The organism is Bordetella sp. 15P40C-2 (assembly GCF_009763235.1).
Lineage (GTDB): Bacteria > Pseudomonadota > Gammaproteobacteria > Burkholderiales > Burkholderiaceae_B > Bordetella_A.
Genome location: NZ_WSJA01000020.1, coordinates 141,278 through 166,077 on the forward strand (window position 1 = coordinate 141,278; position 24,800 = coordinate 166,077).

At 61.6% G+C, this 24,800-nt stretch carries 19 protein-coding genes and 1 other RNA gene; 2 read left to right on the forward strand and 18 right to left on the reverse strand.

Features of this window, described 5'->3' with window-relative positions; all coding sequences use genetic code 11:
- Positions 1 to 110: 110 nt before the first annotated feature.
- The 14 genes from ftsA to rnpB form a co-directional block, all read right to left on the reverse strand.
- A complete protein-coding gene (ftsA, locus tag GOQ25_RS09555; protein ID WP_160350230.1) occupies positions 111 to 1,337 on the reverse strand; it encodes a cell division protein FtsA in 1,227 nt (408 codons plus the stop codon).
- A gap of 4 nt (positions 1,338 to 1,341) precedes the next feature.
- On the reverse strand, positions 1,342 to 2,166 hold the full coding sequence (locus tag GOQ25_RS09560) for a cell division protein FtsQ/DivIB (protein WP_160350231.1): 825 nt from the start codon (positions 2,164 to 2,166) through the stop codon (positions 1,342 to 1,344).
- Positions 2,167 to 2,188: 22 nt separating this feature from the next.
- The gene (locus GOQ25_RS09565; protein WP_160350232.1) at positions 2,189 to 3,166 is read right to left on the reverse strand and encodes a D-alanine--D-alanine ligase; all 978 of its coding nucleotides are present in this window, start codon (positions 3,164 to 3,166) and stop codon (positions 2,189 to 2,191) included.
- Complete coding sequence (murC, locus tag GOQ25_RS09570) at positions 3,163 to 4,569, reverse strand: UDP-N-acetylmuramate--L-alanine ligase (protein WP_160350233.1); 1,407 nt, start codon at positions 4,567 to 4,569, stop codon at positions 3,163 to 3,165. The genes GOQ25_RS09565 and murC overlap by 4 nt, the downstream gene beginning before the upstream one ends.
- On the reverse strand, positions 4,566 to 5,639 hold the full coding sequence (gene murG, locus GOQ25_RS09575; protein WP_160350234.1) for an undecaprenyldiphospho-muramoylpentapeptide beta-N-acetylglucosaminyltransferase: 1,074 nt from the start codon (positions 5,637 to 5,639) through the stop codon (positions 4,566 to 4,568). Before murG ends, murC begins: the two co-directional genes overlap by 4 nt.
- Entirely contained in the window at positions 5,636 to 6,829 is a 1,194-nt protein-coding gene (gene ftsW / locus GOQ25_RS09580) for a putative lipid II flippase FtsW (protein ID WP_160350235.1), read from the reverse strand. Before ftsW ends, murG begins: the two co-directional genes overlap by 4 nt.
- A gap of 1 nt (position 6,830) precedes the next feature.
- Complete coding sequence (murD, locus tag GOQ25_RS09585) at positions 6,831 to 8,366, reverse strand: UDP-N-acetylmuramoyl-L-alanine--D-glutamate ligase (RefSeq protein ID WP_160350236.1); 1,536 nt, start codon at positions 8,364 to 8,366, stop codon at positions 6,831 to 6,833.
- Positions 8,363 to 9,532: a phospho-N-acetylmuramoyl-pentapeptide-transferase gene (gene mraY / locus GOQ25_RS09590; RefSeq protein ID WP_160350237.1), complete on the reverse strand. Its 1,170-nt coding sequence runs from the start codon at positions 9,530 to 9,532 to the stop codon at positions 8,363 to 8,365. Before mraY ends, murD begins: the two co-directional genes overlap by 4 nt.
- The gene (gene murF, locus GOQ25_RS09595) at positions 9,522 to 12,353 is read right to left on the reverse strand and encodes a bifunctional UDP-N-acetylmuramoyl-L-alanyl-D-glutamate--2,6-diaminopimelate ligase MurE/UDP-N-acetylmuramoyl-tripeptide--D-alanyl-D-alanine ligase MurF (RefSeq protein WP_160350238.1); all 2,832 of its coding nucleotides are present in this window, start codon (positions 12,351 to 12,353) and stop codon (positions 9,522 to 9,524) included. Before murF ends, mraY begins: the two co-directional genes overlap by 11 nt.
- A complete protein-coding gene (locus GOQ25_RS09600; protein ID WP_160350239.1) occupies positions 12,350 to 14,080 on the reverse strand; it encodes a penicillin-binding protein 2 in 1,731 nt (576 codons plus the stop codon). The genes murF and GOQ25_RS09600 overlap by 4 nt, the downstream gene beginning before the upstream one ends.
- Positions 14,077 to 14,367 carry a cell division protein FtsL gene (gene ftsL, locus GOQ25_RS09605; protein WP_160350240.1) on the reverse strand — a complete coding sequence of 97 codons (291 nt, stop codon included), beginning with the start codon at positions 14,365 to 14,367 and terminating at the stop codon, positions 14,077 to 14,079. Before ftsL ends, GOQ25_RS09600 begins: the two co-directional genes overlap by 4 nt.
- Positions 14,367 to 15,461 carry a 16S rRNA (cytosine(1402)-N(4))-methyltransferase RsmH gene (gene rsmH / locus GOQ25_RS09610; protein WP_160350241.1) on the reverse strand — a complete coding sequence of 365 codons (1,095 nt, stop codon included), beginning with the start codon at positions 15,459 to 15,461 and terminating at the stop codon, positions 14,367 to 14,369. The genes ftsL and rsmH overlap by 1 nt, the downstream gene beginning before the upstream one ends.
- Before the next feature lie 8 nt (positions 15,462 to 15,469).
- Positions 15,470 to 15,898, reverse strand: coding sequence for a division/cell wall cluster transcriptional repressor MraZ (mraZ, locus tag GOQ25_RS09615; protein ID WP_160350242.1), 429 nt, complete (start codon positions 15,896 to 15,898; stop codon positions 15,470 to 15,472).
- A 270-nt stretch (positions 15,899 to 16,168) separates the two neighbouring features.
- An RNA gene (gene rnpB, locus GOQ25_RS09620) (RNase P RNA component class A) lies at positions 16,169 to 16,585 on the reverse strand.
- 71 nt (positions 16,586 to 16,656) lie between these two features.
- On the opposite strand from rnpB, the gene GOQ25_RS09625 reads away from it, so the two are divergent.
- Entirely contained in the window at positions 16,657 to 18,498 is a 1,842-nt protein-coding gene (locus GOQ25_RS09625) for an ATP-binding cassette domain-containing protein (RefSeq protein WP_160350243.1), read from the forward strand.
- Here GOQ25_RS09625 and pyrC read toward each other — a convergent pair.
- Both pyrC and GOQ25_RS09635 read right to left on the reverse strand, forming a co-directional pair.
- Complete coding sequence (gene pyrC / locus GOQ25_RS09630; protein WP_160350244.1) at positions 18,492 to 19,541, reverse strand: dihydroorotase; 1,050 nt, start codon at positions 19,539 to 19,541, stop codon at positions 18,492 to 18,494. The two genes, GOQ25_RS09625 and pyrC, sit on opposite strands and share 7 nt — an antisense overlap.
- 26 nt (positions 19,542 to 19,567) lie before the next feature.
- Positions 19,568 to 20,761: a M20 aminoacylase family protein gene (locus GOQ25_RS09635; protein WP_160350245.1), complete on the reverse strand. Its 1,194-nt coding sequence runs from the start codon at positions 20,759 to 20,761 to the stop codon at positions 19,568 to 19,570.
- Between the two features lie 147 nt (positions 20,762 to 20,908).
- On the opposite strand from GOQ25_RS09635, the gene GOQ25_RS09640 reads away from it, so the two are divergent.
- Entirely contained in the window at positions 20,909 to 21,187 is a 279-nt protein-coding gene (locus GOQ25_RS09640; protein WP_160350246.1) for an SWIB/MDM2 domain-containing protein, read from the forward strand.
- A gap of 228 nt (positions 21,188 to 21,415) precedes the next feature.
- Here GOQ25_RS09640 and GOQ25_RS09645 read toward each other — a convergent pair whose 3' ends face one another.
- Together GOQ25_RS09645 and GOQ25_RS09650 are read right to left on the reverse strand one after the other, a co-directional pair.
- Positions 21,416 to 21,784, reverse strand: coding sequence for a hypothetical protein (locus tag GOQ25_RS09645; RefSeq protein ID WP_160350247.1), 369 nt, complete (start codon positions 21,782 to 21,784; stop codon positions 21,416 to 21,418).
- Positions 21,785 to 21,979: 195 nt separating this feature from the next.
- The gene (locus GOQ25_RS09650; RefSeq protein ID WP_160350248.1) at positions 21,980 to 24,430 is read right to left on the reverse strand and encodes an ankyrin repeat domain-containing protein; all 2,451 of its coding nucleotides are present in this window, start codon (positions 24,428 to 24,430) and stop codon (positions 21,980 to 21,982) included.
- Positions 24,431 to 24,800: the final 370 nt, after the last annotated feature.

Genomic DNA, 24,800 nt, shown 5'->3' on the forward strand with positions numbered 1-24,800 from the left:
CCAAATGCTGTTGATTCGTGGAATCGCCAGACTTGGCATCTTCTCCAGTTCGGCCTAAACCGTCTTGCGACGGCCTACGCCGGGAACAGGCCCCCGTCTGTTCCCTTCATTCAATTCATAAACCATTCCTTCATGCGCGCCAGCAGGCTCTTGAAGCTGCCCGTCTGCGCCGCGACCTTACGACCGCGCACGCGCTGCATGCGCGCTTCCTGCAACAAACCCATGACGGTCGAGAAACGCGGATTGCGCATCACGTCGGCCAGGCTGCCTTCGTATTCGGGCACGGCCAGGCGCACGGGCTTGAGAAATACGTCTTCGGCCAACTCGATCATGCCGGGCATCTGCGAAGATCCACCCGTCAGCACCACGCCGGACGCCAGCAGGTCTTCATAGCCCGACTCGCGCACGACTTGCTGCACCAGCGAGAACAGTTCCTCGACGCGCGGTTCGATCACCGCGCCCAAGGCTTGACGCTTGACCTGACGCGGGCCGCGATCGCCCAGGCCAGGTACTTCGACCGTTTCATCCGGACGCGCGAGCATCTGCTTGGCCACGCCATAACGCAGCTTGATTTCTTCCGCATCCGGCGTGGGTGTGCGCAGCATGGCCGCGATGTCGTTGGTGATCTGATCGCCAGCGATTGGCACCACGGCGGTGTGGCGTATCGCGCCGCCCGTGTAAATCGCCACATCGGTGGTGCCACCACCGATATCGACCAGCACCACGCCGAGTTCCTTCTCGTCGGCGGTCAGGCACGACAAGCTCGAGGCCAAGGGCTGCAGAATCAAGTCCTGCACTTCCAGGCCGCAACGGCGTACGCATTTAACAATGTTCTGCGCCGCGCTCACCGCGCCCGTCACGATATGCACGCGCACTTCCAGGCGCAGGCCGCTCATGCCGATCGGCTCGCGGATGTCTTCCTGACCATCGACGATGAACTCCTGCGTCAGCACGTGCAGCACTTGCTGATCGGTCGGAATATTCACCGCCTTGGCCGTCTCGATGACACGCGCGACATCGGTCGCGGTGACTTCCTTGTCCTTGACGGCCACCATGCCACTGGAGTTAAAGCTGCGGATGTGGCTGCCCGCGATGCCGGTATAAACATCGCGGATCTTGCAGTCGGCCATCAACTCGGCTTCCTCCAGCGCGCGCTGGATGGAATTGACGGTGGTCTCGATATTGACCACCACGCCCTTGCGCATGCCGCGCGACTCGTGCTGGCCCAGGCCGAGCACTTCAAAGCGCCCTTCCGGCAGGATTTCGGCAACCACGGCAACAACTTTGCTGGTACCAATATCCAGGGCGACGATGAGGTCCTTGATGTCACGGGTCATGGCGTTAACGCTTATTCGAAGATGTGGATGAAGATTTTGATTTGGCTTGCCCCTCTGGCAGCGGCGCCAGAGCCAGGGCGAATCCGTTGGGATAACGCAGATCGGCCTGCGTCACGCCGCGACCCTCCAGACGGTTGATCACCGCCGGCCAGGCCTGTACAAATCGTTGAATGCGGGCAGCAAAGGGCAACGCGCCCGGCACGCCGTGCGGATCGGGTGCGTCGGCGCCCGGATCGCGCCCCAGATCCAGCGCCAGGCCGTTGGACAGCGTGGCTTTCCAGGCATAACGCGGACTCAGATCCAGCTCGCGCACCGTCAAGTCCAGCGGCGCGAACCAGCGCGCAAGCTCGGCATACCGTTGCACCACCAAGCCCTCCGTTCCCTCGGGCCCGGAGAACTGCGGCAACTCCATATCGTCGTCGAGCTCGCCCGTGTTGGCGGTAAAGGCCTCGCCCCAGGTGTTGATCATCTGGTTCTCGTTCCACAACGCCAGCGGCTGCTCTTCCTCGATCTGAACGCGCAAGGTTCCCGGCCAGATCCGGCGAATCGATGCGCGGCGCACCCAAGGCACCGACTCGAAGACCTCGCGCGCATCGTCCAGATTCACAGTGAAGAAATTGCCACTGAAACGATTGGCGATCACGGCTCGCACCGCTTCCGGAGACACGTAGTGCAACTCCGTCTCGGGCGCGGGCTCCAGCTCGATGCTCGTCAACGTGAAATAAGGGCGCATAGCGATCCATGCCACGCCAGCGGCGAGCATGGCCACCACCGCCAACACGGCAAGCGTGTTGGCGATTAAGTTGGTGGTGCGAGCGTCGTTCCACACGAGAGCTTCCGATTCAGATCAGTTAAGGTTGACGGGCCGGGCTGTGCACTTTGCACGAAGCCTCGGACAAAATTGCTACGCACAGCTCGGCGTAACTCATGCCGACCGCCTTGGCGGCCATGGGCACTAACGAATGACTGGTCATGCCGGGCGAAGTGTTTGCTTCCAGCAGCCAAGGCCGGTTTTCGGCGTCCAACATGAAGTCGATACGTCCCCAGCCCGCGCAGTCCAATGCGCGATAGGCACGCTCGGCGATGTCCATCACTTCGCGTGCGACCGTATCCGGCAGCGCGGCCGGGCAAAAGTACTGCGTGTCATCCGAGAAGTACTTGTGCTCGTAATCGTAGTTGCCGCCGGGAGCGACGATCTCGATCACCGGCAAGGCGCGCGCGTTAACGCCCGTGCCCAACACGGCCACGGTCAACTCACGTCCCACAATGAACTGCTCAGCCAGCACTTCGTCATCGAAGCGTGCCGCCTGCTCATAGGCGTTCTGCATATCCGAATAACCGACGACCTTGGTGATACCCACGGTCGATCCTTCGTGAGGCGGCTTGAGCATCAGCGGCAGACCCAGGCGATCCGGGACCGTGCGCAGATCCGACGCGGCATTTAACGACTCGAACGCCGGCGTGGGCAGCCCATGCTGCAGCCATACGCGCTTGGTCATGGTCTTGTCCATGGCCACACTGGAGGCCATCGGACCACTTCCCGTATACGGCAGACCTAGCAGTTCCAACGCGCCTTGCAGCGTACCGTCCTCGCCATAGCGGCCATGCAGCGCGATAAACACGCGATCGAATCCGGCAGAGGCCAGTTCCGCCAGCGAGCGTTCACCGGTATCGAAAAGATGTGCGTCGACACCGGCGCTCAAAAGCGCTTCGTGCACGCCGCGTCCGGACATGAGCGACACCTCGCGCTCAGCCGATCGGCCGCCGTACAGCACGCCGACCTTACCCAAGGCCTTCACGTCGGTCGCGTGGCTGACCTCATGGATCATGCTAACTCTCCTACCAAGCCGGGCACCTTGCTGATCGAGCCTGCGCCCATTACCACCACGACGTCACCGTCGCGCACAAAATCCACTACCGCCCGCGGCATGTCGGCAACGTTCTCCACGAATAGCGGTTCGATGCGGCCCGCCACGCGCAATGCACGCGCAAGCGCGCGGCCGTCCGCCGCAACCAAGGGCGCTTCGCCCGCCGCATACACCTCCGTCAAGAGCACCGCATCGGCGCTGCCCAGGACGCGCACGAAATCCTCGAAGCAATCGCGCGTACGCGTATAGCGGTGCGGCTGAAAAGCCAGCACGATGCGCCGGTCCGGCCATGCGCCGCGCGCGGCTGCCAAGGTCGCCGCCATTTCGACCGGGTGATGACCATAGTCGTCAATGACGGTAAAAGTACCGCCACCATGCGCCGCCGGCACGGGAAAATCACCCGTCATCGTGAAACGGCGGCCCACCCCGGTGAACGCCCCCAGCGCCTCGACAATATCCTTATCCGCTACACCCAGTTCCGTTGCTACGGCAACAGTCGCAAGCGCGTTGCGCACATTGTGCAGACCGGGCAGATTCAATTCCACATCCAGCGCGGGCAGCGAGCTGTCGCGACCGGCGCGATGCACCGTAAAGCACATGCGCGTGCCCTTGGCTTGGATATTTTCCGCGCGCACCTGCGCATCGGCGCTCAATCCATAAGTCGTGATCGGCCGCGAGACAAAAGGCATGATCTCGCGCACATTCGCATCATCCGCGCACAGCACGGCGCTGCCATAGAACGGCAGACGGTGCGTGAACTCGATAAAGGCACTCTTTAAGCGCGCGACATCATGGCCATAGGTGTCCATGTGATCGGCATCGATATTGGTAACGATAGCCATCACAGGCAAGAGATTCAGAAACGAGGCATCCGACTCGTCGGCCTCGACCACGATGTATTCGCCCTGACCCAGGCGTGCGTTGGCGCCAGCCGAATTCAAGCGTCCGCCAATCACGAAAGTAGGATCCAGCCCGCCCGCAGCCAACACGCTGGCCACCAGGCTGGTCGTTGTGGTCTTGCCGTGCGTTCCGGCCACCGCGATACCGCGCTTTAGGCGCATAAGCTCAGCCAGCATGATGGCGCGCGGCACCACCGGGATACCTGCCGCGCGCGCGGCGATGACTTCCGGGTTGTCCCCCGCGACCGCCGTCGATGTGACGATCGCATCGGCGCCCGCCACGTTCGACGCGGTATGCCCGACCGCAACACGCGCGCCCAGCGACGCCAAACGGCGCGTCACCGCCGATTCGCTCAGATCGGAGCCGCTAATGGTATAGCCGAGCGTCAACAGCACTTCGGCGATGCCGCTCATGCCCGACCCGCCGATACCGACGAAATGAATATGCTGGATTCTGTGTTTCATGATGCTCGCCTCGCTGCTTCGACGCAGACGTCGGCTATATCTGCCGCCGCTTGCGGACGCGCGTGCAGACGCGCCCGTTGTGCGACGGACTGGAGTTCGGAACGCGTGCGCTGACCCAGCCATTCGGCGAGCCACTCAGGCGTCAATTCAGTTTGTTGGCACAGCCACGCGGCCTGCACGTCACTTAGGAAACGCGCATTGGCGGTCTGGTGATCATCGATGGCATGCGGAAACGGCACGAATAGCGCCGCCACGCCCGCCGCCGCGACCTCGGCCACCGTCATCGCGCCGGCACGGCAGATCAACAGATCGGCCTGCGCCATCGCTGCGGCCATGTCGTCGATGAAGGCGCGGCAATCGGCTTGCACACCGGCCTGTGTGTATCCGTCGCGCAAAGCCTGCAAATGCTGCTCGCCCGCTTGATGCGTGACCTCGGGTCGCGTGTGCGGCGACATCAAAGCCAGTGCCTTGGGCAACACCGTGTTCAGCGCCTGAGCGCCGAGGCTACCGCCCACGACCAACACGCGCAGAGGCCCGTTACGGGTCGCATAACGCTCATCGGGCGCTGGCAGTTCACACAGATCGGCGCGCACCGGATTACCAAGCACCTCACCACGCGGCAACACATTCGGAAAGCCGCTCAAGACGCGACGCGCGCGCTTTGCCAGCCAGCGATTCGCGGTCCCGGCCACGGCATTCTGCTCGTGTACGACCAGAGGCACGCCGCGCAGGGAGGCCACCATGCCGCCGGGAAAGGCTACATAGCCGCCCATACCCAGCACCACATCCGGACGAACCTGCGACAGCCGCTGCCATGCCTGCAATCCCGCACGGGCCAGCAAGAACGGCAGTTTGATCAACGCCGTCGCGCCACGGCCACGCACGCCTTGGAACTGCATGGGCACGAGCTCGATGCCGCGCGCGGGCACGAGGCGCCCTTCCATCTTGACCGGATTACCCAGCCACAACACGCGCCAGCCCCGATCGAGCAGCACTTGCGCGACCGCCAGGCCCGGCATGATGTGTCCGCCCGTGCCACCCGCCATGATGAGTATCGTAGGCGCCGTCATACTCGCCCCCCTCTCATCATGATGCGATTCTCGATATCCACGCGCAGCAGCATCGCGAGCGCGCACAGATTCATCACGACACCCGAACCGCCATAGCTCATCAACGGCAGTGTCAAACCCTTGGTGGGCAGCAGCCCGAGGCACACGCCCATATTGATGAACGCTTGCACCCCAATCCAGATCGCCACGCCTTGTGCCACGAGACCCGCAAAGGTCCGCTCCATCGCAATCGCCTGACGTCCAATATCGAAACCACGGTAGACCACTACGGCGAACAGACACAAGACCAGCACGACGCCGACGAATCCCAGCTCTTCGCCCACCACGGCCATCAGAAAGTCCGTATGCGCCTCGGGCAGATAGTGCAGTTTCTCCACACTGGCGCCCAGGCCCACGCCAAACCATTCGCCGCGCCCCAGTGCGATCAAGGAGTGCGACAACTGATAGGCGCTGCCATACGCGTTGGCCTCATTCCAGGGATCCAGATACGCGAACAAACGCGCGCGACGCCACGGCGACAACCAGATGAGCGCGAGGAACGTTCCCACCATCACGGCGGCCAGACTGCTGAAATACTTACCGTTGATGCCGCCCACGAACAGAATGCCAACCGCAATCGCCACGATCACGATAAAGGCGCCCAAATCCGGCTCCAGCAGCAACAGCAAGCCCACGCCGCCCAAGGCGAATGCCATCGGCAAAAAGCCGCGCGAGAACGACTGCATGTATTCCTGCTTGCGCACCGTATAGTCCGCCGCGTACAGCAAGCCACATAGCTTCATCAGCTCCGAGGGCTGAAAATTCAACGGCCCCAGCGGGATCCACCGGTGCGCGCCGTTGACTTCGCGGCCAATGCCCGGAATCAACACAGCCACCAACAGAATCAGCGACACAATAAAGCCCGGCACCGCCATGCGTTGCCAGAAACGGATCGGCATGGACAACACAACCGCGCCGGCAATCAAGCCAGCCGACAGGAACAGCCCATGACGGATCACAAAGTAAAAACGACCGTAAGACGCGTAACGCGGGCCATCGGCCAGCGCGATCGACGCCGAATACACCATCAGCAGACCCAGCAGCAACAACGTCGTCGCCGCCAGCACGAGCGGCGCATCGTAATTGCGCATGCGGGTGCGGCCGGGACGAACGGCATTGACGCTAGTGGTGAGGTCGGCGAAGAGACTCATGTCAGACCTCACCCCGATCACGCGCGAGGTCTTCGACCTCTTCGACGAACACCGCGCCGCGGTGCGGATAATTGCGGAACATATCCATACTGGCGCAAGCCGGCGACAGCAGCACGGCATCGCCCGGCTCTGCCAACTCGGCGCTGTGGCGCACGGCTTCGCGCATGTCTTGCGCCATCACGCAAGGCACACCCGTTTCCTCCAACGCGCGCGCGATCTCGGGTCCGTCCGTGCCGATCAACACCACCGCGCGCGCATAACGCGCCACGACGGGCGACAGGGGCGAAAAGTCTTGGCCCTTACCCAGCCCGCCCGCAATCAATACCACGGGCTGACCCAATCCTTCCAATGCCGCCACGGTGGCGCCAACATTGGTGCCCTTGCTGTCATTGATATAGTCCACCCCGCCTATCGTGCGCACAAAGGCGGCGCGATGCGGTTCACCCGAATATTCGCGCAGGGCGCGCAACATCGGTCCCCAGCCTATATCCAGCACGCGTGCAAGCTGCAACGCCGCCAAGGCGTTCAAAGCGTTATGCATGCCGCGAATGCGCAACGCATCCATCGGCATCAGGCGGCTCATGCGCCCGGCCGCGCGTTCGGGCGGTGGAGCATTCTTTTTGCGCCGGACCGGCGCGGCCTGGTCGTCGAAATCGGTGGATTCGGACACCACCAGCCAAGCCATGCCCTGATTCAGATCCAGGCCTGCATCGCCGACCAGCTCCGGCATCTCGCGGCCGAACGTGCGCACGCTCAACGCCGTCAACGAGGGCACCATCTTCGCCACGATCGGATCATCGCGGTTGACGATCGCCACGCGCGCGAGTTCGAACAATCGGGCTTTTGCCCGGGCGTAAGCCTCCATGCCACCGTGCCAGTCCAGATGATCCTGGGTGACATTGAGTACGGTCGCGGCATCGGGTGCGAGGCTACGCGTGGTTTCCAGTTGGAAGCTCGACAGCTCCAGTACCCATACCTGCGGCAAATCGTCTTCATCCAGCGCCTGCATCAACGCCGTCAATGCCGCCGGGCTGATATTGCCCGCCGCGCGCGCAGTAAAGCCGCCCGCCTCGACAAGTTGCCGTGTCATCGCGGTCACCGTGGTTTTCCCGTTGGTGCCGGTCACCGCGAGCACGCGAGGATGATAGTCACGCGATGTCGCCAGATCCGCCAGTGCGCGGGCGAACAACTCGATCTCGCCCACAACCTCGATACCGCGTTCGGCCGCCTGCGCGAGCAGCGCCTGGGCCGGAGCCTGATTGGGCGCCAGGCCAGGACTGAGCACCAGCTGGCTCACGCCATCGAGCAAATTCGCTTCGAACACCTCGCCGCAACCGAGGCGGTAATCGACCTGCGCGCCAGAGTCGGCCAAGGCCGATCGCAACGCCGCCAAGCCGCCCGGCTCGGCGCGCGTATCCGCCACGCGCAGGGCCGCGCCCTGCCGGGCGCACCAGCGGGCCGCAGCCGCGCCCGTCTCGCCTAATCCGAGGATCAAGACGAGCGGGGAATCCGCGCGAGGGGTGACAGAACTATTCATCGCAACTTCAATGTGGATAAACCGATCAACACCAGCATCATGGTGATGATCCAAAAACGCACGACGACTTGAGTTTCCTTCCAGCCGCCGACTTCAAAATGGTGATGCAACGGGGCCATTCGGAATATCCGCCGGCCTTGTCCATATTTACGTTTGGTGTACTTGAACCAAGTCACCTGCACCATGACCGACAGCGTCTCCACCACGAACACACCGCCCATGATGAAGAGCACGATTTCCTGACGCACAATCACCGCGATCGTGCCGAGCGCACCACCCAAGGCCAAGGCGCCCACATCTCCCATGAATACCTGGGCCGGATAGGCGTTGAACCATAGGAACGCCAGCCCCGCTCCGCCAATCGCGGCGCACAGCACCATGAGCTCCGCCGCCCCCGGAATGTAGGGAAACAGCAAGTACTTCGAATAATCGACGCGGCCCACGACATACGCAAAAATGCCCAGCGCGCTACCCACCATCACGGTAGGCATGATCGCCAGACCATCCAGGCCATCGGTCAGATTGACCGCGTTACTCGTCCCCACGATGACCGCCCAGGTCAGCGCCACGAAACCCAGCACGCCTAGCGGATAGCTCACCGATTTAAAGAACGGCACGATCAGATCCGCACGCGTCGGCAATGGCATCGTGAAACCGCTCGCCACCCAATCCCGGAACAGCGGCCACAGTTCAGCATTGGCGGGCGCCGATACCGCGAAAGCCAGATACACCGCGGCCACCATGCCGATGGTGGCCTGCCAGAAGAATTTCTGCCGCGCCGGCATACCTTCCGGATCTCGATGCACGACCTTGCGATAGTCATCTGCCCAGCCGATCCAGCCGAACCCGAACGTCACCATCAACACCACCCAGACGAACCGGTTCGTCCAATCGGCCCACAGCAAGGTACTGATCGCGATCGAGATCAGAATCAAGGCACCGCCCATCGTGGGCGTGCCGTTTTTGACCAAATGCGATTCCGGGCCGTAGGCGCGCACGGCCTGGCCGATCTTCATTGCAGTCAGCTTGCGGATCACACGCGGGCCCGCCACCAAGCCAATCAACAAAGCGGTCGCGCAGGCCAGCACCGCGCGCATTGTGATGTATTCCAGCACGCCAATCGCGCGCACATCGTCGGATAGCCAGCGGGCGATCTCAAGCAGCATGGGTGTCCCCCTGGCGACCTGCCGTCATCTTGTTGTTATTGTCCGTCGACAGCTGCTTCACCACCCGCTCCATGCGCATAAAGCGCGAACCTTTCACCAACACACTCACTGCGCGCAGTGTGCGCAGCGCCACCAAAATCTCTTCCACGCTGGCACATGCCTGCGCACCTTCGCCAAACGCCGCCGCGCTTTCGCGACTGGCCTCACCCAGCGTATACAGCGCATCGATGCCCATCGAGCGGGCATACTCACCTACTTCGCGATGCATCGCCGGACCGTTATCGCCGACTTCGCCCATATCGCCCAAGACCAACGCACGCGGCGCGGGCAACTGAGCCAGCACATCAATCGCCGCGCGCACCGAATCCGGATTGGCGTTATAGGTGTCATCGATCAGCGTCGATCCATCCGCCAGCACATGCCGCTGCATGCGCCCTGCGACCGCGCTGAAGCTTTCGAGCGCACGCACTGCATCATCCAGCGTCGCACCCGCCGCCAAGGCAGCGCCTATCGCGGCCAGCGCATTACGTACGTTGTGCAAACCGGGCACGGGCAGCGTCAAATCCGCGACGCCAGCCGGCGTGACCACGCGGCAACGCGACCCTTGCGCAGTCGCCGCAATGTCTTCGGCGTAAATATCCAGACCCGCCTGCAAGCCAAACCGCAGCACGCGTCTCGCGCCCGCCTGTTCTTCCCAAATGGCGCAATGCGCGTCATCTCCCGGAAACACGGCCACGCCATCGTCGGGCAGGGCTTCGATCACCATGCCGTTTTCGCGCGCGACCGCCTCAACCGAATGCATGAACTCCTGATGCTCACGCTGCGCGTTGGTGATCACGGCTACCGAAGGCGCGGCCATTTTCGCTAGCACAGCGATCTCGCCAGGATGGTTCATGCCCAGCTCGAACACGGCCGCACGATGCTCCGGACGCAGACGCAACAGCGTCAACGGCACACCGATGTCGTTATTGAAATTCCCGGCGGTCGCAAGACGGCCGGATTCACCCTGCCATTGCGCCAGCACAGCGGAAATCATTTCCTTGGTCGTGGTTTTGCCATTGCTACCCACCACGCCCACTACCGGCAGCGAAAACCGCGAACGCCAAGCCGCGCCAATGCGCATCAATGCCAGTCGGGTATCACCCACCACGATTTGCGGCAGTGAGACTTCCGCAACAGGATGCGCCACGACGGCGGCACAAGCCCCAGCTTGCTGAGCTTGCGTCAAATAGTCATGCCCGTCGAAATTCTCCCCGGCCAGCGCCAGGAATAGCTCATTCGCTCCAATCCGGCGCGTATCGGTGGACAAGCCGGCGACACGAGGCAGCAGCAGCGCGAGCCTCGCCCACTCCCTATCGTCGAAAGGCGACTTCACTCCCGCCACTTCCTGATAGGTCTCATGGCCTTTGCCTGCCAGCAGGATCACGTCTTCGGTGCGCGCGGCCCACACGGTCTGCATGATGGCCATCGCGCGATCCGCCTGGACCGTCAAAGAGGCATTCGACGGCACACCCGAAAGGATTTGCGCGATGATCGCGTCCGGCGCTTCGCCGCGCGGGTTATCGCTGGACACCGTCACTCGATCGGCTAGTTCGGCGGCGATGCCGCCCATAACCGGACGCTTGCCCGCATCACGCTCGCCGCCGCATCCAAACAGGCAAATCAGCTCGCCGCCACGCGCCTGCGCGACGCCACGCAGGGCAGTCAACGCTCGCGCCAATGAATCCGGCGTATGCGAATAATCCACCACCACCAATGGCCCTTGATCGCTGCTATCGGCCGCGCCGATCAACGGCGTCACGACTTGCAGACGACCTTCCACCGGCCGGGTCTTGGCCAACGCAGCAGCAATCTGCCCCAACGACCATCCCAGTCGAGACAACACACCGGCAACCAACAGCAAATTCGATACGTTATGCTCGCCCAGCAGCGAGGACACAATCTGCGCCTCGCCACCCGGTGCGACCAAGGTAAAGACGTGTCCGTGCGTCGTCACCCGCAAATCGCGCACATGGAAAGCGGCTGTCGTGTCTTTCTGCGAATAGCCCATTGCCAGGCCTTCGGGCAAAGACTGCAACCAGCGCGCGCCGACCGCATCGTCCGCGTTGATGATTGCCGCTGCCAGCCCCGGCCACTGAAACAAGCGCGCCTTGGCCTGCTCATACTTCGTCATCGACCCGTGATAATCCAGGTGATCACGCGTCAAATTAGTAAACGCCGCGACCTCGATACGTACGCCGTCCAGGCGCCCCTGATCGAGTCCGATGGACGAGGCTTCCAACGCGACGACCTTCGCCCCTGCATCCCGCATCGCGGCCAGCACGCGATGCACGGTCAGCACATCCGGCGTGGTCAGGTGACCGCCCAGCGAGCGCCCGTCGGGCAAGATCGCGCCCAGGGTACCTATCGTGCCGCAAGGCCTGCCCGCCGCGTTGAGCGCTTGCGCGACCCATCGCGCGCAGGAGGTCTTACCGTTAGTGCCGGTCACCGCCACCACGCTCAACGCCGCCGATGGCCGTCCATACCATTCATCGGCCAGCGCGCCCAGCTCGGCGCGCAGATCCGCCACCGCAAGCACACGCGCATCGGCCTCAAAATCCGCCGGCACCGGCGCCTCGCACAGCACGGCCGCCGCGCCTTGCTCGATCGCACGCGCAATATAGTCGCGCCCATCAACCGTGCCACCCGGGCAGGCCACAAACACATCGCCCGCGACCACGTCGCGGGAATCCAGCCGCAGGTCAGCCGATGCCGCCACGCGCGCACGCAGCCAGTCCACCAGCTCGGCGGTCTTCTGCGACAAGTTCTGCACGGCGTTCATCGCGCGCTCTCCTTTACCCCTGCCACAATCGTCGACTCAAAGGGCGCATCCGGCTGCACGCCCATCACGCGCAAGCTGCCACCAACGATTGTTGAAAAAATCGGGGCCGCCACCGCGCCACCGTAATACCCGCCCGCCTTGGGCTCATCGATCGAGATTGCGACAACGATGCGCGGATTCGACACCGGCGCAAAGCCCACAAAAGAACTGCGATAGCGTTGCGTGCTGTAGCGGCCGTCCACGATCTTGCGCGCCGTGCCGCTCTTGCCGGCCACGCGATAGCCTTGCACCTGAGCCGCCTTGGCGCCTTCCGGCCCCGCCGAGGCTTCCAGCATGCTGCGCACCATCGCCGCCACCTGCGGGCTATAGATCTTCACACTGGTAGGATCGCTGTCACGCTTGACCAGCGTGGGCGTCACCATATCGCCATCCCGCGCGAACACGGTATAGGCACGCGCGACCTGCAACAACGATACCGACAGGCCATAGCCGTAGGCCATCGTAGCCTTTTCGATCAGACGCCAACGATCCCACGGACGCAGACGCCCGGGCGCGGCACCGGGAAAGCCCAATTGCGGCGCGCGGCCAAAGCCCATTTCGGTAAAGCGCTCCCACATCTCGCGCGCCTGCAGTTTCTCTGCGATCAGCGTCATACCGATGTTGCTCGAGCGGCGCAGCACCCCAGCCACATTGAGGGTGCCATTGCGACTCACGTCGTGAATCGTGCTGCCCTGATAGCGGAATGAACCATTGCCCGTCTCGAACTGCGTTCTTTCGGTGATCCGTCCCAGGTCCAGCGCCAACGCCGCCGTGAACGGCTTCATGATAGAACCCGGTTCAAACGTATCGGTGATCGCGCGATTGCGCAGATTGGGCGCGTGGAAGCTATCGCGGTCGTTGGGATCGAACGTGGGCAGACTCGCCATCGCCAGAATCTCGCCCGAGCGCACGTCCATGATGATGGCGCTGGCCGCGCTGGCCTGGTGGCGCTGCAAGGCTTCGGTCAACTCGCGATAAACCAAGTATTGCAGACGAGCATCGATCGACAGGCTCAGGTCGCGGCCGTTAATCGGCATCGTGACCGCTTGCACGTCCTCGATCACACGTCCCAAACGATCTTTAATGACGCGGCGACTACCAGGCGTGCCCGACAGCAGCTTGTCGAATGTCAGCTCGACGCCCTCTTGCCCCTTATCTTCGACGTTCGTAAAGCCCACCAGATGGGCCGTGACTTCACCATCGGGGTAATAGCGGCGCGTTTCGGCCTGCTGATAAATCCCCGGGATTTCCAGTTTTTTAATTTGGTCGGCCAGATCCGTGGGAACCTGCCGCTTCAAATAGACAAAGTTGCGATCCAGATCCGACAGACGGCCACGCAGATCGGCCACGGACAAGCCGAGCAGCTTCGCCAACTGCGTCAGCTGCTCGGCCGTCGCGGGCTTGGCGTCTTCGGGAATGGCCCAGATGGCACGCGCCGGCACGCTCGAGGCCAGCACCACGCCATTACGATCCAGAATCTTGCCGCGCGTAGCGGCCAGGGTCAGGGTGCGCTCGTAGCGCCGCTCGCCCTGCTGTTGCAAAAACTCGGTGGAAAGGCCCTGCAGATATAAAGCACGGCCGGCCAGCACAACAAAGCCCGCCATCAACAACACCAGCACCAAGCGCGCGCGCCAGGTCGGCAGCTGCCCGCGCAGCACCGGATTGTCGAAGAACGGCACGCGCTTCATTGCGCGCCTCCGTTGGCCGCGACGGGCGACTGATTCAAATACAGCGTGCGCTCAGGCGTAATCGGGATCAGCTTCAGATCCTGACGGGCGGCATGATCGATGCGGGCATTGCGAGCCAGCTCGGCGCGCTCCAGCTGCAAACGGCGCCAGTCCGTGTCCAGCGTGTTCGAAAGCGTGTTGCTGCGTTCCAGCTCAATGAATAGCTGACGCGAGTGATACCGGCTCGTGACCAAAGAAATGGCCGACAACATCAGCAAGATAGCGGCGAACAGGCTTAGACGCGCCATTAACGCGCCCTCCGCTTCGTACCGTGCTTGGGCGTTTCGCCCGGCACGCGCATCGCTGGCACAAAGCTTGCGCCTTCGGCTTCCAACGGCGTCGTGGTCCGCTCGGCCACGCGCAGCACGGCCGAACGCGAGCGTGCATTGCCCGCGATTTCCTCATCGGTGGCCAGCACCCGCCCGAGGGATCGCACCAGCGGCTGCGGCATTTCACTTTCACGCAGCGGCAAGCGCGCATGCGCGACAGCCGGCCTCGCGGCCGCCGCGATGCATTGCTTGACCATGCGATCTTCAAGTGAATGAAAACTGATCACCGCCAACCTCCCCCCCGGGGCAAGCAGTTCTAGAGCTGACGCGAGGGCGCGCGCGAGCTCTTCGAGTTCCCGATTGATGTAAATCCGTAAAGCTTGAAACGTGCGTGTGGCCGGATGTTGACCTTTTTCGCGCGTGCGGACGGCGCTGGCGACGCACTCGGCGAGCTCGAGCGTGGTGCGCAGCGGCCGTGTTGCGCGGCGAGCAGCAATCGCCTTTGCAACCTGAAAAGCAAACCGTTCTTCGCCATATTCCGCTATGACCTCCCGCATCTCATCCACGCCAGCCTCGGCCAGCCATTCCGCGACCGTAGGGCCGCGGGTCGTATCCATCCGCATATCGAGCGGACCTTCGCGCATAAACGAAAAGCCCCGCCCCGCATCATCCAACTGGGGCGAAGACACCCCTAAATCCAACATCACGCCATCGATTTTCTCGATGCCACGTTCGGCCAGCGACTCGCGCATCGTGGCGAACCCATCGTGCACCACCGTCACGCGTGCATCGTTTGCCGCCAGCTCGGTCGCCACCGCAATCGCTTGCGGGTCCTTATCGAACACCACCAACCGAGCATTCGGCCCAAGACGGCTCAGCAGCTCGCGGCTATGCCCGCCCCGGCCAAACGTGCCGTCCACAAACACGCCGCGCTCGCGGCGCGCGTTGGCCTGTGCCTCGGCCTCTTCTTCATCCTGCCGCAACGACCGGCTCGCACCCTTGCCGCCGAAGTCGGCTTGCAATAACGCGTCCACCGTCGGCGCCAGCAGCACGGGCCGATGTTCGAATTCCATACTTGATTTCAGAACGAAAACTGGTTCAACACGTCCGGCATCCCCTGAGCTAAATCTTCCGCCTCGCGGCGGGCCAGGGAAGCGGCATCCCACAGCTCGAAGTGCGTGCCCATACCGAGCAGCATCACATCGCGCGTCATACCGGAAGCGTTGCGCAGTTCAGGCGCAATGAGCACGCGGCCGGAACCATCAAGCTCGACGTCCTGCGCGTTGCCCAACAACAGCCGCTGCAGTGCACGCGCCGACATGGGAAACGCGGCGATCTGCTCGCGCTTTTTTTCCCACTCCGGACGGGGATACACCAACAAACAGCCGTCGGGATGGCGTGTCAGGGTCAGGCGACCTTCTGCCTGAGCAATCAGCGCGTCACGATGCCGGGTCGGAATCGAGATCCGGCCCTTGGCATCAAGCGTCAGCGCGCTGCTCCCCTGAAACACCACTTTTACTCCACTTAATTGCACAAATTCCTACTTTTTCCCACTCTACGGTAATGGCTAAGGCGGGTCAAGCGGAGGGTTGCAATTTTTTCAATCACAACAAGGACTTAGAGCACATTTAAAATTTTGCAAAACAAAAACCCCCTGATAAATCAGGGGGTTGCGCTAACAACTAAAAGTCCTTTTTCAGGATCGGCCCGAATCGGACCGCCTTTCAATGTTTTACGTTTGCTTCACACTGCCCTCTGCCCGTACCTGGCGGGCTTTAAGCTGCAAGACAGGTCTATAGGCCGGATTCTGTACGCCGGGTCACCCCGACGGGCAATCATTCCTCTGCGCGGATCATTGCTGAGCCGCTGTAGCCACCTACCCGCATACTGGGACGAGCCGCCCCTCAGGTCCGAAGACCGTGCGCATGCCTATTTGGTGTTGCTCCGGATAGAGGTTACCGCGTTTCACCCTGCCACGCCGCCCGACGCAAAGCGTCTGACGCAGTACGGAGATAGCCGTACCGGTGCGCGCCCGAAAGCACGCCCGCGCCGCAGACTCGTCTCTGTGGCCCTATTCCTCGGCTGCTTGCGGACAAAGCCCGTAAACAGCCGGACGGCCGTTAGCCGTTATCCCGCCCTATGGAGTCCGGACCTTCCTCGACGCACTTTCGTACACCGCGATTGCCCGACCTGTCTTGCGGATGACATTGTACGGCACGTACCTGCGACAATAGCGGGAACGCTCAGCAACCCGCATTTATTTACCTCATGGCCAACAACACGCTTATCACCTTGACCGACGTACAGCTCGCGTACGGCCACCATCCGCTACTCGACCATGCCGACTTCGTCATTCAAGAAGGCGAACGTATCGGCCTGATCGGCCGCAACGGCGCGGGCAAAAGCTCCCTGCTCCGCTTGCTGGACGGTCGCAACGTGCCTGACGATGGCGACATCGCCCGCAACTCGGGCCTGAAGGTCGCCACCGTCGAGCAAGAGCCCGATCTCGACGAAAGCGCGACGGTCTACGAAGTCGTCCTGAATCGCGATGATGACCATGAGGACTGGCAACGCCCCTCGCGCGTGCAGGCGCTGATCGAACGCCTGGGCTTGCCCGGCGACGCACGCATCGCTGGCCTGTCCGGCGGCACCCGCAAACGCGTCGCCCTCGCGCGCGCGCTGGCCGACGAACCCGATTTGCTGTTGTTGGACGAGCCCACCAACCATTTGGACTTCACCGGCATCGCCTGGCTTGAAGAACTGCTGCGCAGCTGGCGTGGCGCGGCCGTCATCATCACCCATGACCGCCGATTCCTGGACGCCATTGCCACGCGCATCGTCGAACTCGACCGCGGCAAGCTGCTCAGCTTTCCCGGCAACTTCTCGCAATGGCAAGAACGCAAAGCGCAGTGGCTCGAATCCGAACGCCTGGAGAACGCGCGTTTCGACAAGCTATTGGCGCAAGAAGAAGTCTGGATCCGCAAAGGCGTCGAAGCGCGCCGCACCCGTAACGAAGGGCGCGTGCGCCGCCTGGAACAACTGCGTGTCGAACGTGCCGAGCGCCGCGAACGCGTCGGCAACGTAAGCCTCGCGCTCGCCGAGGGGCAACGCTCCGGCAAGCTGGTCGCCGAACTCGAAGACGTGTCCAAGGCCTTTGGGGAACGGGTGGTGGTCCGCAACTACAGCACCACCCTCATGCGCGGCGACCGTATCGGCATCATCGGCCCCAATGGCGCGGGCAAGACCACGCTGCTAAAGATCATGCTGGGCGAACTCGCGCCCGATAGCGGCAGCGTCCGGATGGGCACGAACGTCTCCGTAGCCTATTTCGATCAGATGCGCGCCCAGCTGGACGAGAACGCGACGCTGGTCGACATCATCAACCCGGGCAGCGAGTGGGTGGAAATCGGCGGCACGCGCAAACACGTGATGAGCTATCTGGGCGACTTCCTGTTCTCGCCCGCGCGCGCGGGATCCCCGGTGAGCAGCCTGTCCGGCGGTGAACGCGCAAGACTGCTGCTCGCGCGCCTGTTCGCCAGACCGGCCAACGTGCTGGTGCTGGATGAACCGACAAACGATCTGGATATCGAGACCCTGGAGCTGCTCGAAGAGCTGCTGCAGGAATACACCGGTACGGTACTGTTGGTCAGCCACGATCGCGCGTTCCTGAACAACGTCGTCACGCAGACCATCGCATTCGAAGGCGACGGCCATTGGCGCGATTACGTGGGCGGCTACGATGACTGGGTCGCGCAACGACCCGCGCAAGCCGCGACGCAAACCCCGACCAAAGAAAAAACGGCATCGGCGAAAGAAAAAGCCGCCCGCTCAGCGGACACGGACGCCCCTGCCGCAACACGCGCGAAACCCACCCGCGTGGCCAAGCTAAGCTCCTGGGAACAACGCGAACTCGAAGGCTTGCCCGACGAAATCGCGCAAATCGAGGCCCGCCAGGAAGCACTCTCCGCGCGCTTGGCCGACGGCACGCTTTATCGCGATGCCCCTCAGGAGGTCGAACAGATCAATGCCGAGCTGGCGACCCTAGAAAAGACTTTGGAAGACAAATTCGCCCGCTGGGAACTGCTGGAATCGCGGCGCGGCGATCAGTAATGCACAACGCGCCATTCCAACGACTCGCCCGCGGCTAGCGGCACCAGCGTGGCGTCGCCATACGGCACCTCGTCAGGAATGGTGAACGTCTCGCGGCGCAACGTCAGCGTGTCCGTATTGCGCGGCAAGCCGTAGAAGTCCGGACCGTGCAGACTGGCAAAGCCTTCCAGACGATCCAAGCAGCCCGCACGCTCAAAGACGGTGGCGTACAACTCCATCGCATGCAGCGCCGTATAACAACCCGCGCAACCGCAAGCGTGCTCTTTTAATCCACGCGCATGCGGTGCGCTATCCGTGCCCAGGAAAAAGCGCGGGCTGCCGCTGGTGGCGGCTTCAACCAGCGCCTGACGATGCGTCTCGCGCTTGAGAATCGGCAAGCAATACCAATGCGGCCGCACGCCACCTTGGAAGATCGCATTGCGGTTATACAGCAGATGCTGCGGCGTGATGGTCGCGGCGATCGGCCCTTCCGCATCGCGCACATATTCCGCCCCATCCTTTGTCGTGATGTGTTCGAACACCACCTTCAGCTCGGGAAACGCGCGGCGCAACGGCTGCATCACCCGTTCGACAAATACCGCCTCACGATCGAACACATCGATGCGCGGATCCGTCACCTCGCCATGAACCAACAACGGCATGCCGCAGCGCTGCAGGGCTTCCAGCGCCGCCGTGCACTTACCCAGCAAATCGGTCACCCCAGCGTCGGAATTCGTCGTGGCCCCGGCGGGATACAGCTTGACGGCATACACCTGCCCTGATTCATGCGCCCGCACAATCTCATCGGCTGTGGTGTTATCGGTCAAATACAGCGTCATCAAGGGGGTAAAGGCCGGCAGGCCTTCGTGCTCGCGCAGCGCCGCCTCGATGCGGGCGCGATACGCCAGCGCCTGTTCCGTCGTAGTCACCGGCGGGCGCAAATTCGGCATGATGATGGCGCGCGCGAACTGGCGCGCCGTATCCGCGACGACGGCTTTTAACGCCGCGCCATCGCGCAAGTGCAGGTGCCAGTCATCCGGCCGGGTGATCGTCAATTGAGTCATTGTGTCAGTCGTGAAAGTAACCCGGCCTATTCAGCCAGAGGCATGCCGCGCTCGGCCAGCGCGCAAAACATCGCGCTGCCCAACGGAATCACGGCATCATTAAAATCAAAGCGGGGGTTATGCAGCAAACATCCCGATTCCGCGCCGCCCTGTCCCAAACGGAAATAGGCCCCGGGACGAGCCTGCAACATAAACGAAAAATCTTCCGACCCCATCGACGGCGTCAGATCGCGCACCACGTTTTCCTTGCCGACCATTTCCGTTGCAATGTCGGCAACGAGATTGGCATGTTGGGGCGTATTCAGCGTGGCGGGATAAATCCTCTGGTAGTGGATCTCCGCCGTGGCGCCAAAGCCGCTAGCGATCGCCGTCACGAGCTCGCGCATACGTGCCTCGACCATTTCCTGTACCGACTTCCGAAACGTTCGCACCGTGCCCACGAGCTTGGCTTCGCGCGGAATCACACTCATCGCATCGGGATGCCCCGCCTGCATCGATCCAATCGACAGCACGGCAGAATCCAGCGGATTTACATTACGCGACACGATGGTTTGCAGCGCGGTAATCACCTGACCGGCGATCGTCACAGGGTCAATGGTCTGATATGGATGCGCGCCATGACCGCCGCGACCCATGATCGTGATCTCGAAGCGATCCGCCGCCGCCATCATGGGCCCGGGATTGATGCCGATCGTACCGGGTTTTAACCCCGGCCAATTATGCAAGGCATAGATCGCGTCACAGGGGAACGTGTCGAACAGTCCGTCCTCCATCATGGCCTTGGCGCCGCCGCGGCCTTCCTCCGCTGGCTGAAAAATCAACACAGCGGTGCCGTCGAATTGACGCGTTTGCGCCAGATAGCGGGCCGCGCCCAGCAATATCGCGGTATGACCATCATGGCCGCAACCGTGCATCAGACCGGGCTTACTCGACTTATGCGAGAAATCATTGTCCTCGGTCATCGACAGCGCATCCATATCGGCGCGCAGGCCGATCATGCGACCGCTATCACAGCTCTTGCCACGGATGACGCCGACGACGCCCGTCTTGCCGATACCGCGATGGACTTCCAGGCCCATGGCCTCCAGCGCACCCGCCACAATGCCGGATGTACGCACCTCTTCGAACCCTAATTCGGGGTGAGCATGCAGGTCGCGGCGTATGGCCGTCAACTCATCATGAAATAGACGGATAGAATCTAGGGCTGATCTTGCGTACATGGAGCGTAGCGCGCCTTGAAGAATCGGGGGGTCAAGCCCCCATTTTAGTTGCTACAGAGCATAAATGCCTTTGTCTTTGACTGAGAGACACGTTATGCTCCGCCCGCAGGACAATTTTTCCAACAGCCAGAGAAGGAGCGCCGTATTATGGCTACCACCTCCAAACCCGCGACCGCACGCAAGCCGAACGCCGCATTCATGAAGCCCCTGACCCCCAGCGCCGAGCTGGCCGAGGTCATCGGTTCGGACGCCGTGCCGCGCACCGAGGTCACCAAAAAGATCTGGGAATACATCAAGAAGCACAACCTGCAAGATGCCAGCAACAAACGCAACATCAATGCCGACGCCAAGCTGCGTCCGATCTTCGGCAAAGATCAGGTCACGATGTTCGAACTGACCAAGCTGGTTAACGCGCACTTGAAGTAATCAGGGCACGGGCCGTACTGCGTACGTCCCCGCCTCTGCGATGGGTCCGTGCTGGGACCCACCCGCCCCAGGGCTTGCCACGCCGGGCGTGCATTCATACGCGAGCCTAAATAAAAACGGCTGACCATTGGTCAGCCGTTTTTATGCGCGCGCAAACCGGGCTCTGGCGCCCCGCTCGGGAATAGGGCTTATCCAGCCTACTATCCCGTCGCAGCAAGGCGCAGCGCTTTACGCGTAGCTGGTGGGCACAGTGCCTGACATGAGGGCCAACCAGCCTTTAATAAGGCGATAAAGCACCCACACCACGGTCGCCACCACACCGATCCAGCCGATAAAGATCAACGTCAAAATCGCGCTGATCGCTAGCCAGAGCAACGCCCACCAGAACGTACGCAGCAACCAGTCAAAGTGCGCGGCGTACATCGTGCCCGCAGTGTCCGTGCGTTTGACATACATCAGCACCACGGCAGCGATGGTCGCGATACCCAGAAAACCGCCGGTCAAAAAACCCAGGGCATAAAGCCCGTAAGCGACATGGGTCAAGGTACGCAAGTCGAGCGAATTGTTTGGCTGAGAAGGAATTTGAGGATCGCTCACGATAACCGCTCCATCGAATAGATTTAGCCAATGTTACCGCACAAAGCCGCGACTTCGGGCAGGAAGGCCGGGATGAGGTGTCCGCGCCACAGCGGTCTTGACATCCGTCCTGACGCAGGCCGAATCAGGTCGGCCTTCCCTATCCCAGCTTTTCGACATTCCGGCCATTGAAACGCCAACTGCCGTGCATTCAGATCAGAACCTGAGCTTGCCCATCATTTCCATCACCCTCCTTGTTTGGTCGATTGCACTCTGCCGCACCGGCGCAACATCGCCACCGAGGTAAAGCAAGGATTTCACGGCGTGAGACTGCCCTGCCCCAGAAGCCTGCATTAGAGCGGACGATACATTGGCGCCCAGGGCCAAGCATCCTCTGGCTGCTGTAACGTCGTAGGAGTCTTCGAGTGCTGAAATCAACATATCGTCCAGATTTTCGGGAGGTATCGCCACACCTGATGCCTTCAGCAACTGTGCCACCTCCGTATTCCCGGTACCCATCGCCTCAATCAGTACGCGTTCCGACGCCTGCGTTACCTCATGCCCGGCGGCGCGCAAGGGCTGCAGCACATCTATATGGCCATTCTTTAAGGCGGCAATTAGATGCTCCTCGGTGTCTTCGGGCTGTGGTTGTATCCCTGCAGCTAATAATGCTGCGAGCAACTGGCTCTTTCCCTGACGTATCGCAGGGGCTATCAGCCCTGTGCTGTCGGTCATCCGGGAGGTGAACCGCTGGAATTCCTCTTTGTTGTCGCGCCGGGCAGAAACGTCGAGCAACTCGATCACATTGAGTCCTCGCTGTGCAATGAGTTCCTTGGCCGCGTCATCTTCGTTGAGCTCAATTAGCGCGTTCGCTACCTCATAGGGCTCGTAGCCAATATCAAGCATAAAAGACAAACGCTTCAAGCTTGTGTCTCCCATCCACCCGTCCCGTAAAGCGAACGCAAACACATAGTGGGGATCCGCTTGCGCAGCTGCCAATATCCGCCCAAGAACCACGTCCGTCTCGCGAGACAGGTCGAGCAGAACCCTGCTTGAAGCGTCTGTATCAGCCGTTACCAGCGCCTTGATTTCGATCCAGTCGACCCGCAACAGAGCGCGCAGCAGATCAGCGCAGGCTCGATCTCCTTGCATATCATAGGCCCCGGCCATCGCCTCCAGTCGCCTCAGACGATCACTCTTTGCGGGGTCAGCGATATCGTCTTTGGCCAACAGAAGCGTCGTCAGCAAACCACTGCCGCTTTCGCCGGCGTCATCCATCATCCTCTTGAGCGCAGCGACATTGTTGCTCGCGGAAGCTAGGGTTTCTTCTATATCAGGCAATTCCGACGCCAAGGCGTGGCCCAGCGCTTCCGGGACACGAGCACCGGCTGCAATCAGAGTATGAACTGCCACGGGATCCTTTCCGCCCTTGGCCGTGTCGTACAAGGCGTACGACGAGTCCACGCCGGCCGCGATCAACGCTTCGAGACGCTTCATCCCTTCGTCGGGATTAACGCGACAATCCGCCGCCAAGGCACTCAACCGCGATGAAACATTGCCTCCCGCCTCGAACAGCACTCTGGCCGTGGCGCGATCCCCAGTCTCGAATGCCCGCGACAATGCCTGCGTCGGATCCTGACCGCGATCGATCAAAAGCTTCACGGCCTCCTGCTGGCCGGCCTTCGCCAACGTCTGGAATATCGAAATCCTGTCTTCGGCGTTCAAGCGTCCGTTGCTAAGCATGAGGCTTAATGCCTTCCCATCACCGGCCTTAGCGACCCGTACCACTGCATCGTTGATGTTGAAACCGAAGTCCAACAAACGCTTCAGCCCCTTCGCATCACCATTTCGTGCCGCATCGACCATAGCTTGGTGTGGGTCCGCGCCCAGCAGCAGCAAGAGATGGCAGACATCCGGAGCTTTTTCCCCTCGGAGTAGCACCTGCCGCATGGATACGGTAGGGTCTGCGCCTAGAGCCCGCAAGTTGGTCAAAACACGAGCACGCGACTGCGTAGCGGGCTCCGTAACGGCCAGGGCTTCCATCGTCAATGCAGAACTCGCGTCCATGCCCTCGTCGAGCATCCGTTGCGCCTCGACCATATCGCCATCCGCGCATGCAGTGCGCAGCGCTTCGAGTGCACCCGCAAATCGGCGTTGAAAATCAGTATCCTTGTCCCGCAAAGCGAGCGTATAGGCAACGCCGATGTCCCCACGGGCCTCGAGCAAAAGATCTGCCGCGTTAAGCGTGCACAGTATTGATTCGGCCCTTGCTCCTGAAGCAGGCAAGACAAGCTTGGAAGGAATGTCGCCTCCCTTTTCGATGAGTGCTTTGCTGAGTGGAACATTGCCGTTTTCCACTGCCAGCATCAGCGGCGTATATTCTTGGCGATCCCGCGCATTAAGTGCTGAGTGACCCGCAGGCAACCTGGCTATTATCTCGCTTGCGAGCTCGCGATCGTCCAAGGCAATAGCCAGATGAAGAGGAGTCTGGCCATCTCTATTGCTAGCGGATAAATTGGGATCGAATCTCTCGATGAGATCGAGAGCCGTGCGCGCGTGTCCGTGTTTGATCGCAGAAAAGATCCGCGCGCAATCTTCAGCGGTAGGTGAACTGCGGGAAGGTCCGGAATCGGCAACAGCCGAAGGGAGTTTCGGATCAATGTTCATAATGTGCGCCCGCGGCTCCTTTCATGGGAAAGACTCTCTCAAACCCATGAGTACCGGCTGCATCTGGTAAGTTCCAACTACACGGTTGTTTATCCGTAACCGCAATTCCCTATCTGACGCCAGCGCCTTTGCCCGGCGCGCAAACAAAAAGCCCGACGAAGCGATTCGTCGGGCTTTTTATATGGAGTTGGGAGGGGTTTTCTATGGCATGGACATGCCGGGTGCCGGGGCGTGTCTAAGGCGCCGCCGCAAAGACAAAACCCCATCGGAGATCTCCGATGGGGTTTTGAGGATAAGAGCCTGACGATGACCTACTTTCACAAACGAATGTTCACTATCATCGGCGCTAAGGCGTTTCACTGTCCTGTTC